Raw genomic sequence first — 13410 nt, 5'->3', positions numbered from 1 at the left:
TTCCGCCGAGTAAGTGGCAATATCGCAGCAGCGGCTCTGAAGGCCTACCGCGCCTAGAGCGGTACGCGCAGTGCGCCGTCGATCAGTTCGGCGGCCTCGGCGGTTCCCACACCGCCGCTGCGCACGAGGTGCTCGCGTACCGCGCGGAGTCTGTCGCGCAGGCGCTGGGACTCCATTCCGCGGGCCTGCTCGGCCATCTGCACGGCCGTGGCCACCGCGTTGTCGGCGTTTCCCTGGCGCAGTTCGATGGTGCTCAGCATGGCGAGCCGGTGCACCCGGCCCCGGTCGTGGGCGGGGTTGTCGACGGCGGCCGCCGCGTGTTCACGGGCGGCGGCGAGCTCGCCGAGGCTGAGCAGCGCCTCGGCCACCTGCACATTGACCAGGCCGGGCTGGACATAGCCGGTCTCGTCGGGTTCGTGGCCCCGCCGGATGCGTTCGGCGGCCGTCTCGGCCCGCCGGATGCAGGACAGCGCGCTCGTGCCGTCGCCGAGGTGGGCGTACGCCTTGGCCTGCATCGCGTAGAGGTCGGAGGCGAGGGCGGGGGTGATGTGCTTGCCGGCGGTGCGCAGCGCGGCCTCCGCGAAGGCGACGGCCTGCCGGAACTCCCGCATGAACAGCGACTGGTTGACGAGCAGCGCGATGACGTAGGCGCCGAGACCCCGGTCCCCGCTGGCCTTTGCCAGCCGCAGCGCCTGGTGGAAGTAGCGCTGGGCGAGCCCGTGCGCGTCGGAGTCGTACGCGCAGATGCCCGCGATCGCCACCAACCCGCCGGTCGCCCGGTGCAGTTGACGCCCCGTGGCATCCGTGTAGCTGCCGCGCAGCAGCGGCGCCGCCTCGGCGTTGAGGAAGCCCACGATCCGGGTGCGGGTCGCCATGCCGCCGGCCTTGCGGTACATCTGCTCGTAGTGGGCCCGGGCGGCCCGCAGCATCTCCAGGTCGGCCGGGGTGACCCGGTGCCGCCCGCCGCGCGAGACGTCCACGTCCTCGGGCGGGTTCTCCCACTCCCACACCGGCATCACCGCGGGCGTGCCGGTGACGGCGGGGGCGCCGAGTATGTGCGGGCGCTGCTGTTCGTCGGAGCGCCACAGGGCGGTGGCCCGCTCCACGAAACCGGAGAGCGAGGTGGCGTGCGGGACGCTGGGTTCGCCGGGGACGCCGAGCCCGATGTCGTCGAGGGTGACCTGGCGGTGCAGCCGGGCGGCGAGCACCTCGCAGATCAGGTCCGGCACCTGGCCGCGCGGCCGCTGACCCTTCAACCACCGTGCGACGGCGGTGTGTTCGTAGCGCAGCGAGAGTCCACGGGTCCGGCCCGCCTGGTTGACGTGGGCGGCGAGCCCGGCGTGCGAGATCCCCGCCTCGTCCAGGATCGCGTCGAGCAGAGAGTTGGGCTGCATGGATGCCCCCCGGGTGGCCTGGTGCCGTCAGCGTAGTGCGGTTGCGTTCACACGGGGTGTGAACGAAGTGCGCGCATCCGTAGCGTGCGCGCACTGTCGCGGAGCGTGTCGGGCCGGTTGACTTAATTGCCTCGCAAGAGGCCGGCCGGGCCGCCGGCTCCCCCTCGTACAGTGCGGTGGCCTGGCCGTTGGCTTGGCCGACGTCCGGGGGCTAGCCGTGCGTTGTCGGCTGCGGGTGAGTGGGGGCTGGTCGCGCCCGCGCGGCGGAGCCGCTGATGTCATCGCCCCGCGCCCCTGAAGGGGCGCTGCGATGACGCGTGTTGCAGTCGTTCCGTAGGACCAGGAGTGCGATGTCGTCCGTCGGACGGCCGTTGGTGTGGCGCAGCAGGGCCGTGAAGACCGTACGAAGAATGGTCTGCGGGGAGACAGGCTCGTCTCGTACGGCTTGCGCCAATGTCTCCGGCAAGGAGAAGAAATGCCCCCTCGCGTCTCTGGCGTCCTCCGCACCGTCCGTATACAACACGAGTGACTCGCCGTCGAGCAGCTGTCCGCAATGGGTTGCGGTGAGGTCCGACGGCAGCGGGAACGGACCGAGAGGGGGCAGCGGATCGGCGTGCGAGAGAGCGTCGACTCGCGGCCCGCTCAGCACATACGGCCATGGGTGCCCACAGTTGATGGCCCGAAGCTCGCCGTCTCCCGCGATCTCCAGGAGCAGCAGCGTGACGAACTCCTCGGCCACCGGGCTGTCCGGGTCCTGGCCGCTGGACGGGTGCTCGGCCCTGGCTCGTTCGCGTAGGTGTCTGGCGAGGGCGCGGTCCAGGCGGCCGAGCACACGCCCCAGTTCGGGTTCGTCGTGGGCGGCCTCGCGGAAGCTGCCGAGAACCGCGGCAACGGTTCCGATCGCCGACAGTCCGTGCCCGCGTACGTCGCCCATCACGACCCGTACGCCGTGTTCGGTGGCGACGGCCTCGTAGAGGTCGCCGCCGATGCTCGCGCCCCGGTCGGCGGAGAGCTGGGCGGCGGCGACGTTCAGCCCGGCGAGCCGGGGCGGCAGCGGCCGCAGCAGCACGCTCTGCGCGGCGCCGGCGACCATCCGGGCCTGCCGCAGCTCCCGGAGCAGGGCCCGGCGGACATGCAGTATCAGCCCGGTGCCGACCGCGAAGAACACGGCGCTGGTGACGATCCGTGCACCGAGCCCGGTCTGCTCGGCCAGCGGGCATCCGAATTTGTAGCCGACCACGACGGCTCCCCACACCGTGGGCAGCCCCAGGGCGAGAGCACGGCGCCCGGGCCGTGAATTCGTCCGGGGCCGCCTGCTGCGGGGAACTCCGGCTTTGCTGCGGATCATGCCAATGGCCCCCATGTAGGCGCCTGACAGAACAGACGGACCGACCCCGAAAGGCCGGTCCGATTCTGTCGACGGCATGCCCCGAAAGGGCCATGTCTCCGATGGATCTCACCCAAATGAGTGACCACCCACGAGACACCCGCATTTATGCAGGTAGCAGTACATGTAAGCGCCCTCGCGGACGCGCCCCTTCAGGGGCGCGGGGAACTGCGCGATCAGCCACGACGAACCCGCAGCCGGCCGACAGCAGTTCCCCCTAGGGCGACTAGCCCCGAAGCACCGCTCCCGTACGCTCCCCGGCAAGGGCAACTGCCGCATCGCGAGCAGCCGACGCCTCTTCGACGGTCAACGTCCGATCACCCGCCCGGAACCGCAACGCGTACGCCAGCGACTTCTTGTCCTCGCCGAGCTGCGCAGCATTCTCGTAGACGTCGAACAGCCGGATGGCCTCAAGGAGTTCACCCGCCCCCTCGCGCAGCGCCGCCTCGACCTCCGCCGCCGGCACCGGCTTGTCCACCACGAGGGCGACATCCTGCGTGGCCACCGGGAACGTCGAGATGCCCGGCGCCTGCGGGGTGCCGTCGCCGACCTGCTCCAGGGCGTCCAGGTCCAGCTCCATCGCGCAGGTGCGCGCGGGCAGCCCCAGGGCCTTGAGCACGCGCGGGTGCAGCTCACCGGCGTGGCCCACGACCTGCTCGGTGCCGTCGGCGACGACCACCAGCTCGGCACACCGGCCGGGGTGCCACGGCCCGTACTGACCGGACCGGACGATCAGCTCGGCACCGGCCTCACGCGCCACCGCGCGCCCCGCCTCGACCGCGTCGGCCCAGTCGGCCGGACGGCCCTTGCCCCACCAGCCGGCCTGCTCGCGGGCGCCCGCGAGGACGACGGCGACATGGCGCGGCTGCTCGGGCAGCACGGCGTTCAGCGCGGCGAGCTCCGCGTCGGTCGGACGGCGGTCGACCGGCAGGTGACCGGCGATGCCCTGCTCCTCGCGCGGCAGGAAGACCAGGCCGGTCTCGAACAGCGCCAGGTCGTGCGCACCGCGCCCGTCGTTGCGGCGCAGCGCACCGAGCAGGCCCGGCAGCAGCGAGGTGCGGAGCGCGGGCTCCTCGTCGTTGAGCGGGTTGGTCAGCCTGACGACGCGGCGGGCCGGGTCGTCGGCGGCCAGACCGAGCTGGTCGAAGACCTGCTCGCCGACGAACGGGTAGTTCGGCGCCTCGACATAGCCGGCCCCGGCCAGCGCGCGGCCCACCCGGCGGTGCAGCCGCTGCCGGTGGGTGAGGCCACGGCCGGCCGGCGGCTTGGGCAGCGTGGAGGGCAGGTTCTCGTAGCCCTCCAGGCGGATGACCTCTTCGGCCAGGTCGTTCTGTTCGAGCAGGTCGGGCCGCCAGGACGGCACGGTGACGAGCAGCTCGTCCTGCCCGTAGACGTCGCAGCCGACCTCCTGGAGGCGGCGTACGACGGTCTCCCGGCCGTACTCGACACCCGCGACCCGGTCGGGGTGGTTCGCCGCGACGGTGATGGTGTGCGGCGCGGACGGCGCGATGACCTCGGTGACACCGGCCTCGGCGGTGCCGCCGGCGAGCAGCACCAGCAGGTCGACCGTGCGCTGCGCGGCGGCGGCCGCGGCCTGCGGGTCGACCCCGCGCTCGAAGCGGCGGGAGGCCTCGGAGGACAGCTTGTGCCGGCGGGCGGTGCGCGCGATGGCGACGGCGTCGAAGTGGGCCGCCTCGATGACCACGTCGGTCGTGGAGTTCGCCCCGTTCTCGGCGGCATCGTGGTCGGCGATCTCCGTGTTGGCGCCGCCCATGACGCCCGCGAGGCCGATCGGGCCGCGGTCGTCGGTGATGACCAGGTCCTCGGCGTGCAGCTTCCGCTCGGCGCCGTCGAGGGTGACGATCTTCTCGCCCTCGGCCGCGCGGCGGACGCCGATGGTGCCCTGGACCAGGTTGCGGTCGTAGGCGTGCAGGGGCTGGCCGAGCTCCATCATCACGTAGTTGGTGACGTCGACGGCGAGCGAGATCGGGCGCATGCCGACCTTCTGCAGGCGGCGCTGCAGCCAGATCGGGGAGCGGGCCTCGGGGCTCAGCCCGATGACCGTGCGCGCGGTGAAGCGGTCGCAGCCGAGCGGGTCGGAGACCTGGACCGGGTAGCCGAAGGCGTTCGGTCCCGGCACGTCGAGAAGGGCCGGGTCGCGCAGCGGCAGGCCGTAGGCGATGGCGGTCTCGCGGGCCACGCCGCGGATGGACAGGCAGTCGCCGCGGTTGGCGGTGACGGCGATGTCCAGGACCTCGTCGACCAGCTCCAGGAGCTCGATGGCGTCCTTGCCGACCTCGGTCTCCGGCGGCAGCACGATGATGCCGTGGGTGCCGTCGTCGCCCATGCCCAGCTCGTCGCTGGAGCAGATCATGCCGTGGGAGGTCCTGCCGTACGTCTGGCGCGCGGCGATGGCGAAGCCGCCGGGCAGCACGGCCCCCGGCAGGACGACGACGACCTTGTCGCCGACGGCGAAGTTGCGCGCGCCGCAGACGATCTCCTGGGGCTCGCCGGTGCCGTTGGCGGTGCCGACGTCGACGGTGCAGAAGCGGATCGGCTTCTTGAAGCCGTCCAGCTCCTCGATGGTCAGCACCCGGCCGACGACCAGGGGGCCCTTGAGGCCGTCGCCGAGCTGCTCGACGGTCTCGACCTCCAGACCGGCCGAAATCAGCTTGGCCTGCACATCGCGGCCGGTCTCGGTGGCCGGCAGGTCGACGTACTCCCGCAGCCAGGAAAGCGGGACCCGCATCAGATCTCCATCCCGAACGGCCGGGTGAACCGGACGTCACCCTCGACCATGTCTCGCATGTCCTCGACGTTGTGGCGGAACATCAGCATCCGCTCGATGCCGAACCCGAAGGCGAAGCCGCTGTACTTCTCCGGGTCGACGCCGCAGGCGGTGAGCACCCGCGGGTTGACCATGCCGCAGCCGCCCAGCTCGATCCAGCCCTCGGAGGAGCAGGTACGGCAGGGGCGGTCGGGGTTGCCGACGGACTCGCCCTTGCAGACGTAGCACAGCATGTCCATCTCGGCGCTGGGCTCGGTGAAGGGGAAGAAGTTCGGCCGCAGCCGGGTCTTCATGCCCTCGCCGAACAGCGACTGGACCATGTGGTCCAGGGTGCCCTTCAGGTCCGACATGGTCAGGCCCTCGTCGACGGCGAGCAGCTCGACCTGGTGGAAGACCGGGGTGTGGGTGGCGTCCAGCTCGTCGGTGCGGTACACGCGGCCCGGGCAGATCACGTAGACCGGCAGCTCACGGTCGAGCAGCGAGCGGATCTGGACCGGCGAGGTGTGGGTGCGCAGCACGACACCGGACTCGGTGCCGCCCTCGGGGCCCTGTACGAAGAAGGTGTCCGCCTCGCCTCGGGCCGGGTGGTCCGGGCCGATGTTGAGGGCGTCGAAGTTGAACCACTCGGCCTCGACCTGCGGACCCTCGGCGACCTCGTAGCCCATGGCCACGAAGATGTCCTCGATACGGTCGGACAGGGTGGTCAGCGGGTGGCGGGCGCCGGCCGGGACGCGGTCGTACGGCAGCGTGAGGTCCACCGCCTCCTCGACCAGCACCCGGGCGTCGCGCTCGGCCTCCAGCTCCTCCTGGCGGCCCGCGAGGGCCTTGTTCACCGCGCCGCGGGCCTGGCCGACCAGCTTGCCGGCGGCGGCCTTGGCGTGCGGGGGCAGCGCGCCGATCTCGCGGTTGGCGAGGGCCAGCGGGGAGGCGCCGCCGGTGTGGGCGACCTTGGCCTCCTGGAGCGCGTCGAGGGAGTCCGCGGCGGCGAAGGCGGCGAGCGCCTCGTCCCGCATGCGCTCGATCTCTTCCGGTTTCAACGCCTCGACCTCGACAGGGTCGTACGACTTATTCGGTGCCGACATCTCTTCCCGTGCTTCCGATTGTCCCCCAGCTAACGCTGGGAGGTGCCCCCAGGCGGATGGTCCCCAAGACCGTTGATCGGCCATGTGAAGGACACAAAGGTGCCAAAGGCCGAGTCTAACGGGGTGGAGGTGTACGAAGAGCCCGTGGGCCGTCAGGCGAGATACGCCGGCGCGCTCACGGGCAACGTAAATCGGAACTCGGCGCCGCCGCTGGGGGCGCGTCCGACGGTGATGGTGCCGCCGTGGGCCTCGACGATGCCCTTGACGATGTACAGCCCGAGACCGGTGCCACCGCGCTTGCTGCCCCGCCAGAAGCGGGTGAAGACGCGGTTCATGGATTCCTCCGGGATGCCGGGCCCTTCGTCGCTCACCGTGACCGACGTGGCTGCGTTCTCATGGCCGTCCCCTTCGCGCGGGGACGCCGTGGCCGTGATGTCAATGGTGACGGTTCCCTCGCCGTGCCGCACGGCATTTTCGATGAGGTTGCTGAGGACCTGGTCGACCTTGTCGGGGTCGGCCCAGAGCGCGGGCAGCGGCTGCTCGACGCGGAGCAGGAAACGGTCGGCGGGCTGCCCGGCGGCGACGTACGCCTGGATGTGCCGTCCGACGGCCGCGCCTATGTCCACCGGCTGCCGGCGCACCTCAAGCCGCCCGCTGTCGATCCTGGAGATGTCCAGCAGCTCGGCGATGAGCCGGGTGACCCGGTCGGCGTCCGCGTCGACCGTCTCCAGCATCAGCCGCTTCTGGTCGTCGGTGAACCGTTCCCACTTGGCGAGCAGGGTGGCGGTGAACCCCTTGACGGAGGTCAGCGGCGAGCGCAGCTCGTGCGCGACGGTGGCGATCAGCTCGGCGTGGCTGCGTTCGGTACGGCGCCGGGCTTCGGTGTCCCGCAGCGATACGACGACTCGGCGCACGGGCCCGGTCGGCTCGGTCCGCACGTACTTCGCGGACACCAGCACTTCCCGGCCGCCGGGCAGCAGGAGGTTGCGCTCCGGCTGGCCGACCCGGATGGCGAGGCCGCCGTAGGGGTCGGTGAGCTGCCACCAGCGCCGCCCCTCCAGATCCTCTAAAGGGAGGGCCTTCTCCAGGCGCCGGCCGAGGGCGTCGGCGGGGGCGGTGGCGGTGATGCGGGCGGCGGCCGCGTTGAAGCAGACGACGAGACCCTGCTCGTCGGCGATCACCAGGCCGTCGGGCAGTTCGTCGGGGTCGATGCCCAGCCCGGTGAGGTCGCCGTGCCGGGGTGCGGGTACCCGTCCGGTGCCGCGGCCCCCCGGCGCGTTGCTGGTGCCGACACTCATCCCCGTACTCCACCTCTCAGACGGCGCAGCAGGCCCCCGAGCTGGTCACCCTACTAGCTCTCGGTGACGGAACGGCACCCTCCGGAGGCGCGCTGTGCACGGGCCGATGCGTAGAGACATACGGCGGCGGCGGTAGCGAGGTTCAGGCTTTCGGCCTTCCCGTGGATCGGGACGCGCACGACGGCGTCCGCCAGCGCGCGGGTCTCCTCCGGGAGCCCCCAGGCCTCGTTCCCGAACACCCAGGCCGTGGGCCCGCCCATGGTGCCCTCGTCGAGCTCGTCGTCGAGGTCGTCGGTCCCGGCCCCGTCGGCGGCGAGGATCCGCACGCCGACGCCCTTCAGCCCGGCCACGGCCTCCTCGACGGGCACGCCGACGGCGACGGGCAGGTGGAAGTGCGAGCCGACGGAGGCCCGGACCGCCTTCGGGTTGTACAGATCGACGGACGCGTCGGTGAGTACGACGGCCTCCGCCCCCGCGGCATCCGCACACCGCAGCACGGTGCCGGCGTTGCCGGGGTCGCGGACGTTGGCGAGGACGGCGACGAGCTTGGGGCGGGCGGCGAGGATCTCCTCGAACGGCGTGTCCAGGAACCGGCACACCCCGACGAGCCCCTGGGGCGTCACGGTGGTGGAGATGTCGGCGATGACGTCCTCGGCGGCGAGGTGGATCCGGGCGCCGGCGGTCCTGGCCTCTCCGATGATGTCGGCGTACCGCTCCGCGGCGTCCACGGTGGCGAACAGCTCGACGAGCGTGGGCACGTCACCGACCCGATGCACGGCCGCCTCCCGCACGGCCTGCGGCCCCTCGGCGAGAAACAGCCGGTCCTTGCCCCGGAAGTTCCGCCGCCCCAGCCGCCGGGCAGCGGCGACACGGGCGGAGCGGGGGGAGATCAGCTCGGGGGTGGGCATCTTCGTTCTTCACCTTCAGCAAAAGATTTCCCGCCGCAACGGCGAGCGACCACGACGTACGTTTTCGGCGGTGCCGAGCCCTGGGCTGGGCCAACAGTTTCACTCACCGGCGCCGGCCGGGTGCCGCTGCGCCCACCCGTGCCGCCCTGGGGGCACGACTGCCCGCAGCTAAGACGTGCCCCGTAAGGGGCGCGGGGCCCCAGTCAATATGCGGCTCCGCCGCGTGGGCGCGACCAGCCCCCACCGGCCCGCGGCCGAAGGACAAGGCCGCGGCAGCAACAGCAGGACCCGCAAGCCATTCAGCCTGCGGGTCCTTCAGTCACGTCGGCTCAAAGCCAGCGCAGCGTCACGCCGCCTTGGGGGCGTTGACATCCGACGGCAGCGCCTTCTGGGCCACCTCGACGAGCGCGGCGAAAGCGTTGGCGTCGTTGACGGCCAACTCCGCCAGGATCTTGCGGTCGACCTCGACGTTCGCGGCCTTCAGACCCTGGATGAAGCGGTTGTAGGTGATGCCGTTGGCGCGGGCAGCGGCGTTGATGCGCTGGATCCACAGCTGACGGAAGTCGCCCTTGCGCTTCTTGCGGTCGTTGTAGTTGTAGACCAGCGAGTGGGTGACCTGCTCCTTGGCCTTGCGGTACAGGCGCGAACGCTGACCGCGGTAGCCGGAGGCCGCCTCGAGGATCGCCCGGCGCTTCTTGTGGGCGTTGACTGCCCGCTTGACGCGTGCCACTTGTTAACTCCTTGTAGCGGGGCCGCGGTTGGACTCACGCGGCCCGGAAACGACTGGGTCCCGGTTGGGCTGACTCAGGGCGCTGCGGGCGCCCGCGTGTCACTTGCCGAGAAGCTTCTTGATCTTCGCGGTGTCACCCGGGGCCATCTCGGCGTTGCCGGTGAGGCGACGCGTCACACGGGACGACTTGTGCTCGAGCAGGTGGCGCTTGCCGGCGCGCTCACGCAGGACCTTGCCGGAGCCGGTGACCTTGAAGCGCTTGCTGGCACCGCTGTGCGTCTTGTTCTTCGGCATAGCGCCGTTATCTCCTCGTCGGTGGCGCTCCGGTGCCCGGTCGCTAAACCGGGCACGGCGGAACGTCGCTCTTGTATCGGTTACATCCTGGGACTCTCGCCCCTGGGTGCTGACCTGGGGCGGGTTACCCCGGGGTCACGCCTCGACATGCTCCTCGGCGGGCGCCTCGGCCTCGACCTCGGCGGCTTCGTCCTCGGCGTCGTCGAATTCCGCGGCGTTCTGCGAGCGACCGGGGTTGGCCTTCGCTTCCGCCTTGCGGGCCTCCTGCGCCTGCCGGGCCTCGGCCATCGCCTCGGTCTTCTTCTTGTGCGGACCGAGAACCATGATCATGTTTCGGCCGTCCTGCTTCGGGTTCGATTCCACGAAACCGAGGTCCTGGACGTCCTCCGCGAGACGCTGCAGCAGTCGGTAGCCCAGTTCGGGCCGGGACTGCTCGCGACCACGGAACATGATCGTGATCTTGACCTTGTCGCCCTGCTTGAGGAACCGGACGACGTGACCCTTCTTGGTGTCATAGTCGTGCGGGTCGATCTTCGGCCGGAGCTTCATTTCCTTGATGACCGTGTGCGCCTGGTTCTTGCGCGCCTCACGGGCCTTCATGGCCGACTCGTACTTGAACTTGCCGTAGTCCATGAGCTTGCAGACCGGCGGACGTGCGCTCGCCGCCACCTCGACCAGGTCGAGGTCGTACTCCTGGGCAAGCTCCAGCGCCTTGGCAAGCGGAACAATCCCGACCTGCTCGCCGCTGGGACCGACAAGTCGCACCTCGGGAACGCGAATCCGGTCGTTGATGCGGGGCTCGGTGCTGATGGATCCTCCTCGGTAGCACCACGCGGCGGTCTGGCGGACAGCCGCGTAACGTCTGTTTTCGTAAGACCTAACCGCACCGAAGCAGAAAAAATGCCCCGGACGATCACAGGCGGGGCTCCTCGAACTACCGGAACACCGCCGCGAGGATCGCGGGGCGCAGAATCGGACGGAACGCCGTCGCCGTAAACGGCGAAGCGACCGTCTGACCGGTGACCTGCCGCCCGAGAGGGTGGCCAGGTGGGAGTTCGAAGCCTCCACTTGTGGGCCGGTTCAGCTAGCCGTGAGGCATATCTGTCCGGCCGGTCGTCACACAAGGCTAGCAGCAAAGCCGAGACAGGGCTAATTGAGACGACCTGGGGCTAAGTAAGAGCCCCCTCCCCCCTGCGCCTATCGTGTGGGGCATGAGTGAGACGCCCCTTCCCGGCCCCGGTGACGCCGGACAGCCCGACTTCGACGAGATGACCCGCGACATCGCCGAGGTCCCCGCGGTCGAGGTGATCGTGACGGTCGCCGTCAACCTGATGAGCGCCGCGGCCGTGAAGCTCGGTCTGGCCCCACAAGAAGGGGAGGGCGACAAGTACAAGGACCTGGACGAGGCCCGCAAGCTGGTCACCGCCCTCGCCGGGCTGCTCGACGCGTCCGCGACCGAGATCAGCTCCTTCCACGCGGCCCCGCTGCGGGACGGCCTGAAGTCGCTGCAGCTTGCCTTCCGCGAGGCCTCGATCGTCCCCGACGAGCCCGGCCAGGGCCCCGGCGAGAAGTACACCGGCCCGGTCTACGGCTAGCGTCCGGTCCAGCGTTCAGTCCCTGACGTACAAGGGCTCGCCCGGAGGCACGGTCCCGGCCGGCAGCAGTGCCAGGTCGAGGCCGTGCACCAGGCGGGCCCTCAGTGTCTCGTCGGCGGCGAGCCGCTCGGCGACGGCCCGGGCGGCCTCGGCGGGCTGCGCGGCCGCCGGGTCGAGGACCAGCGCCAGCGTGCCGTCGGCGGACCCGGGCCCGAGGTGGGCACGGAGCACGGCGGGCTCGGCGGCCACCGCGGCCCGGACGGCACCGACCACGGCCGGGTCGGCGAGCGGATCGGTGGTCGTACGCCCCTCGGCGAGGGCGAGCAGCGCGGCGCCGGTCAGTTCGAACGGCACCGGCCCCGACAGATCCAGCACCACCGTGTCGGCCTTCTCGTGCGCGGCTGCCTGGAGCGCCTGGTGCAGGGGTACGGCGACGGGCCGGGCCGCCGGGTCCCAGCGGGCCAGCGAGGCGGTGGAGGTGAAGGCCGGCAGCGCGGTGCGGTGGCCCGCCTTCAGGGTGGGGACGGCCATGTCGCTGCTCTTCTCGCGGCGCAGCCCGTTCTCGTCCTCCTCGGCCTCGCCGAGCACGGCGACCACCGGGACCAGCAGCCGGGCGCCCTTCAGCGCCTCCAGGACCGGACCGACGGCGCTGCGGTCCCCGGCCCAGGCGGCCAGCGCGGCGGCCAGCCGGGGGTCGGCGGAGCCGTCGTCGTCGGAGTAGCCGGAGTCGGGAATGTTCTTGTTCGCCACGGTCCCCGACCCTATCGGTGGGATGCTGCTGCGCTTGTGCGGCCCCCGAAACCCGTCCGACACGGGTTTCACCGGAATCTCAGATTTCCCTGACCTACTTCTAACGTCCAGCAAACGGCTCACACAGTCCCCGCCCCGAGCATCGCGGGCATGGAGTCCCCCAGAGCCACCTCAGGATCCCGCCGGGCCCGGCGCCGCGGCCGGCCGCGGCGCCGGGCCCTTCTCTACGTCTCCCTCGCCACGGTCGCCGTCGTCGGTGCCACCGCGGCGGGCACCGTGTACGTGAAGGCGCACGCGCACGGCAACGCCGTATCGTCGGCGGCGTCGCCGGCGCCGTCCTCCTCGGCCTCGGCCGCGGCGAGTGGGGAGGCATCGGTGGAACCCGTGACGGAGCCGGCCGTGGACCGGGACGCGCTGCTGAGTTCGGCGATGGGCAGGGTGACCGTGCCGTCCGCGGCGAAGGTCTCGGCGGCGGTCCTCGACCTCGACTCCGGCGACAGCGCGGCCTACGGCGACTCGGCCTTCGACACCGCGAGCATCGTCAAGGTCGACATCCTCGCGACGCTGCTGCTGCAGGCGCAGGACGCCGGCCGGCATCTGACGGCGACGGAGAAGGCGTACGCCACGAAGATGATCGAGAACAGCGACAACACGTCGGCGTCCGACCTGTGGGACATCATCGGCAAGGCCACGGGCCTGGACGCGGCGAACAAGCGCTTCGGACTGACCGGCACAGAGGGCGGCGACGGGGCGCTGTGGGGGTTGACGCAGACCACCGCCGCCGATCAACTCACGCTGCTCCAGCAGGTGTTCGGGGACGACTCGAAGCTGAGCGCGGCCTCGCAGGCGTACATCCAGGGGCTGATGAAGACGGTCGAGTCGGACCAGCGGTGGGGCGTCTCGGCCGCCGCCGACGGTTCGGAGTTCGCGCTGAAGAACGGGTGGCTGGCGCGCAGCACCACGGGGTTGTGGGACGTCAACAGCATCGGGCGGGTGACGGTGGACGGGACGGACTATCTGGTCGCCGTGCTGTCGAAGGGGACCGTGAGCCAGGCGAAGGGGATCTCGCTGGTGGAGGCGGCTGCGAAGGCGGCGGTGGGGGCGTTCACCGAAGCTGATTCGTCCGCGTCGGCTTCGGCTTCGCAGTAGGGGGAGGGTTCAGGGGTTCGCGGGCGGGTGCGGGC

12 protein-coding genes are annotated in these 13410 nt (G+C 71.2%); 2 read left to right on the top strand and 10 right to left on the bottom strand.

The features are described from left to right. Window positions 1-53: 53 nt before the first annotated feature. The 9 genes from SSP29_RS25500 to infC form a co-directional block, all read right to left on the bottom strand. Window positions 54-1394: an NsdA family TPR-like regulatory protein gene (locus SSP29_RS25500; RefSeq protein WP_089103132.1), complete on the bottom strand. Its 1341-nt coding sequence runs from the start codon at window positions 1392-1394 to the stop codon at window positions 54-56. 211 nt (window positions 1395-1605) lie between these two features. After that, the gene (locus SSP29_RS25495) at window positions 1606-2742 is read right to left on the bottom strand and encodes a PP2C family protein-serine/threonine phosphatase (protein WP_089103131.1); all 1137 of its coding nucleotides are present in this window, start codon (window positions 2740-2742) and stop codon (window positions 1606-1608) included. A gap of 265 nt (window positions 2743-3007) precedes the next feature. Further along, window positions 3008-5530, bottom strand: coding sequence for a phenylalanine--tRNA ligase subunit beta (gene pheT / locus SSP29_RS25490; RefSeq protein ID WP_089103130.1), 2523 nt, complete (start codon window positions 5528-5530; stop codon window positions 3008-3010). Next, entirely contained in the window at window positions 5530-6651 is a 1122-nt protein-coding gene (gene pheS, locus SSP29_RS25485; protein WP_089103129.1) for a phenylalanine--tRNA ligase subunit alpha, read from the bottom strand. The genes pheT and pheS overlap by 1 nt, the downstream gene beginning before the upstream one ends. Window positions 6652-6803: 152 nt before the next feature. Then, window positions 6804-7949: a PAS domain-containing sensor histidine kinase gene (locus SSP29_RS25480; RefSeq protein ID WP_089103128.1), complete on the bottom strand. Its 1146-nt coding sequence runs from the start codon at window positions 7947-7949 to the stop codon at window positions 6804-6806. Window positions 7950-8002: 53 nt separating this feature from the next. After that, complete coding sequence (locus SSP29_RS25475) at window positions 8003-8857, bottom strand: TrmH family RNA methyltransferase (RefSeq protein WP_089103127.1); 855 nt, start codon at window positions 8855-8857, stop codon at window positions 8003-8005. 346 nt (window positions 8858-9203) lie between these two features. After that, complete coding sequence (rplT, locus tag SSP29_RS25470) at window positions 9204-9587, bottom strand: 50S ribosomal protein L20 (RefSeq protein ID WP_020938960.1); 384 nt, start codon at window positions 9585-9587, stop codon at window positions 9204-9206. Between the two features lie 99 nt (window positions 9588-9686). Continuing rightward, complete coding sequence (rpmI, locus tag SSP29_RS25465; protein ID WP_046726698.1) at window positions 9687-9881, bottom strand: 50S ribosomal protein L35; 195 nt, start codon at window positions 9879-9881, stop codon at window positions 9687-9689. 135 nt (window positions 9882-10016) lie between these two features. Further along, entirely contained in the window at window positions 10017-10691 is a 675-nt protein-coding gene (gene infC / locus SSP29_RS25460) for a translation initiation factor IF-3 (protein WP_089103367.1), read from the bottom strand. Window positions 10692-11092: 401 nt separating this feature from the next. Here infC and SSP29_RS25455 point away from each other — a divergent pair, with 401 nt between their 5' ends. Further along, complete coding sequence (locus tag SSP29_RS25455) at window positions 11093-11476, top strand: DUF1844 domain-containing protein (protein WP_089103126.1); 384 nt, start codon at window positions 11093-11095, stop codon at window positions 11474-11476. Between the two features lie 15 nt (window positions 11477-11491). Here SSP29_RS25455 and SSP29_RS25450 read toward each other — a convergent pair whose 3' ends face one another. Continuing rightward, window positions 11492-12226 carry an SseB family protein gene (locus tag SSP29_RS25450; RefSeq protein ID WP_089103125.1) on the bottom strand — a complete coding sequence of 245 codons (735 nt, stop codon included), beginning with the start codon at window positions 12224-12226 and terminating at the stop codon, window positions 11492-11494. A 150-nt stretch (window positions 12227-12376) separates the two neighbouring features. Here SSP29_RS25450 and SSP29_RS25445 point away from each other — a divergent pair, with 150 nt between their 5' ends. Next, on the top strand, window positions 12377-13375 hold the full coding sequence (locus SSP29_RS25445; protein WP_089103124.1) for a serine hydrolase: 999 nt from the start codon (window positions 12377-12379) through the stop codon (window positions 13373-13375). Window positions 13376-13410: the final 35 nt, after the last annotated feature.

The sequence above is a fragment of the Streptomyces hyaluromycini genome, assembly GCF_002217755.1.
GTDB classification, from domain to species: Bacteria; Actinomycetota; Actinomycetes; order Streptomycetales; family Streptomycetaceae; genus Streptomyces; species Streptomyces hyaluromycini.
This window is presented reverse-complemented; position numbering and strand designations above follow the sequence as displayed.

What these genes read in the sequence shown, in the direction of transcription:
- pheS (WP_089103129.1), bottom strand. Translation starts at nt 6,651, where the DNA reads ATGTCGGCACCGAATAAGTCGTACGACCCTGTCGAGGTCGAGGCGTTG.
- SSP29_RS25500 (WP_089103132.1), bottom strand. Translation starts at nt 1,394, where the DNA reads ATGCAGCCCAACTCTCTGCTCGACGCGATCCTGGACGAGGCGGGGATC.
- SSP29_RS25455 (WP_089103126.1), top strand. Translation starts at nt 11,093, where the DNA reads ATGAGTGAGACGCCCCTTCCCGGCCCCGGTGACGCCGGACAGCCCGAC.
- rpmI (WP_046726698.1), bottom strand. Translation starts at nt 9,881, where the DNA reads ATGCCGAAGAACAAGACGCACAGCGGTGCCAGCAAGCGCTTCAAGGTC.
- SSP29_RS25445 (WP_089103124.1), top strand. Translation starts at nt 12,377, where the DNA reads ATGGAGTCCCCCAGAGCCACCTCAGGATCCCGCCGGGCCCGGCGCCGC.
- SSP29_RS25475 (WP_089103127.1), bottom strand. Translation starts at nt 8,857, where the DNA reads ATGCCCACCCCCGAGCTGATCTCCCCCCGCTCCGCCCGTGTCGCCGCT.
- pheT (WP_089103130.1), bottom strand. Translation starts at nt 5,530, where the DNA reads ATGCGGGTCCCGCTTTCCTGGCTGCGGGAGTACGTCGACCTGCCGGCC.
- SSP29_RS25495 (WP_089103131.1), bottom strand. Translation starts at nt 2,742, where the DNA reads ATGATCCGCAGCAAAGCCGGAGTTCCCCGCAGCAGGCGGCCCCGGACG.
- SSP29_RS25480 (WP_089103128.1), bottom strand. Translation starts at nt 7,949, where the DNA reads ATGAGTGTCGGCACCAGCAACGCGCCGGGGGGCCGCGGCACCGGACGG.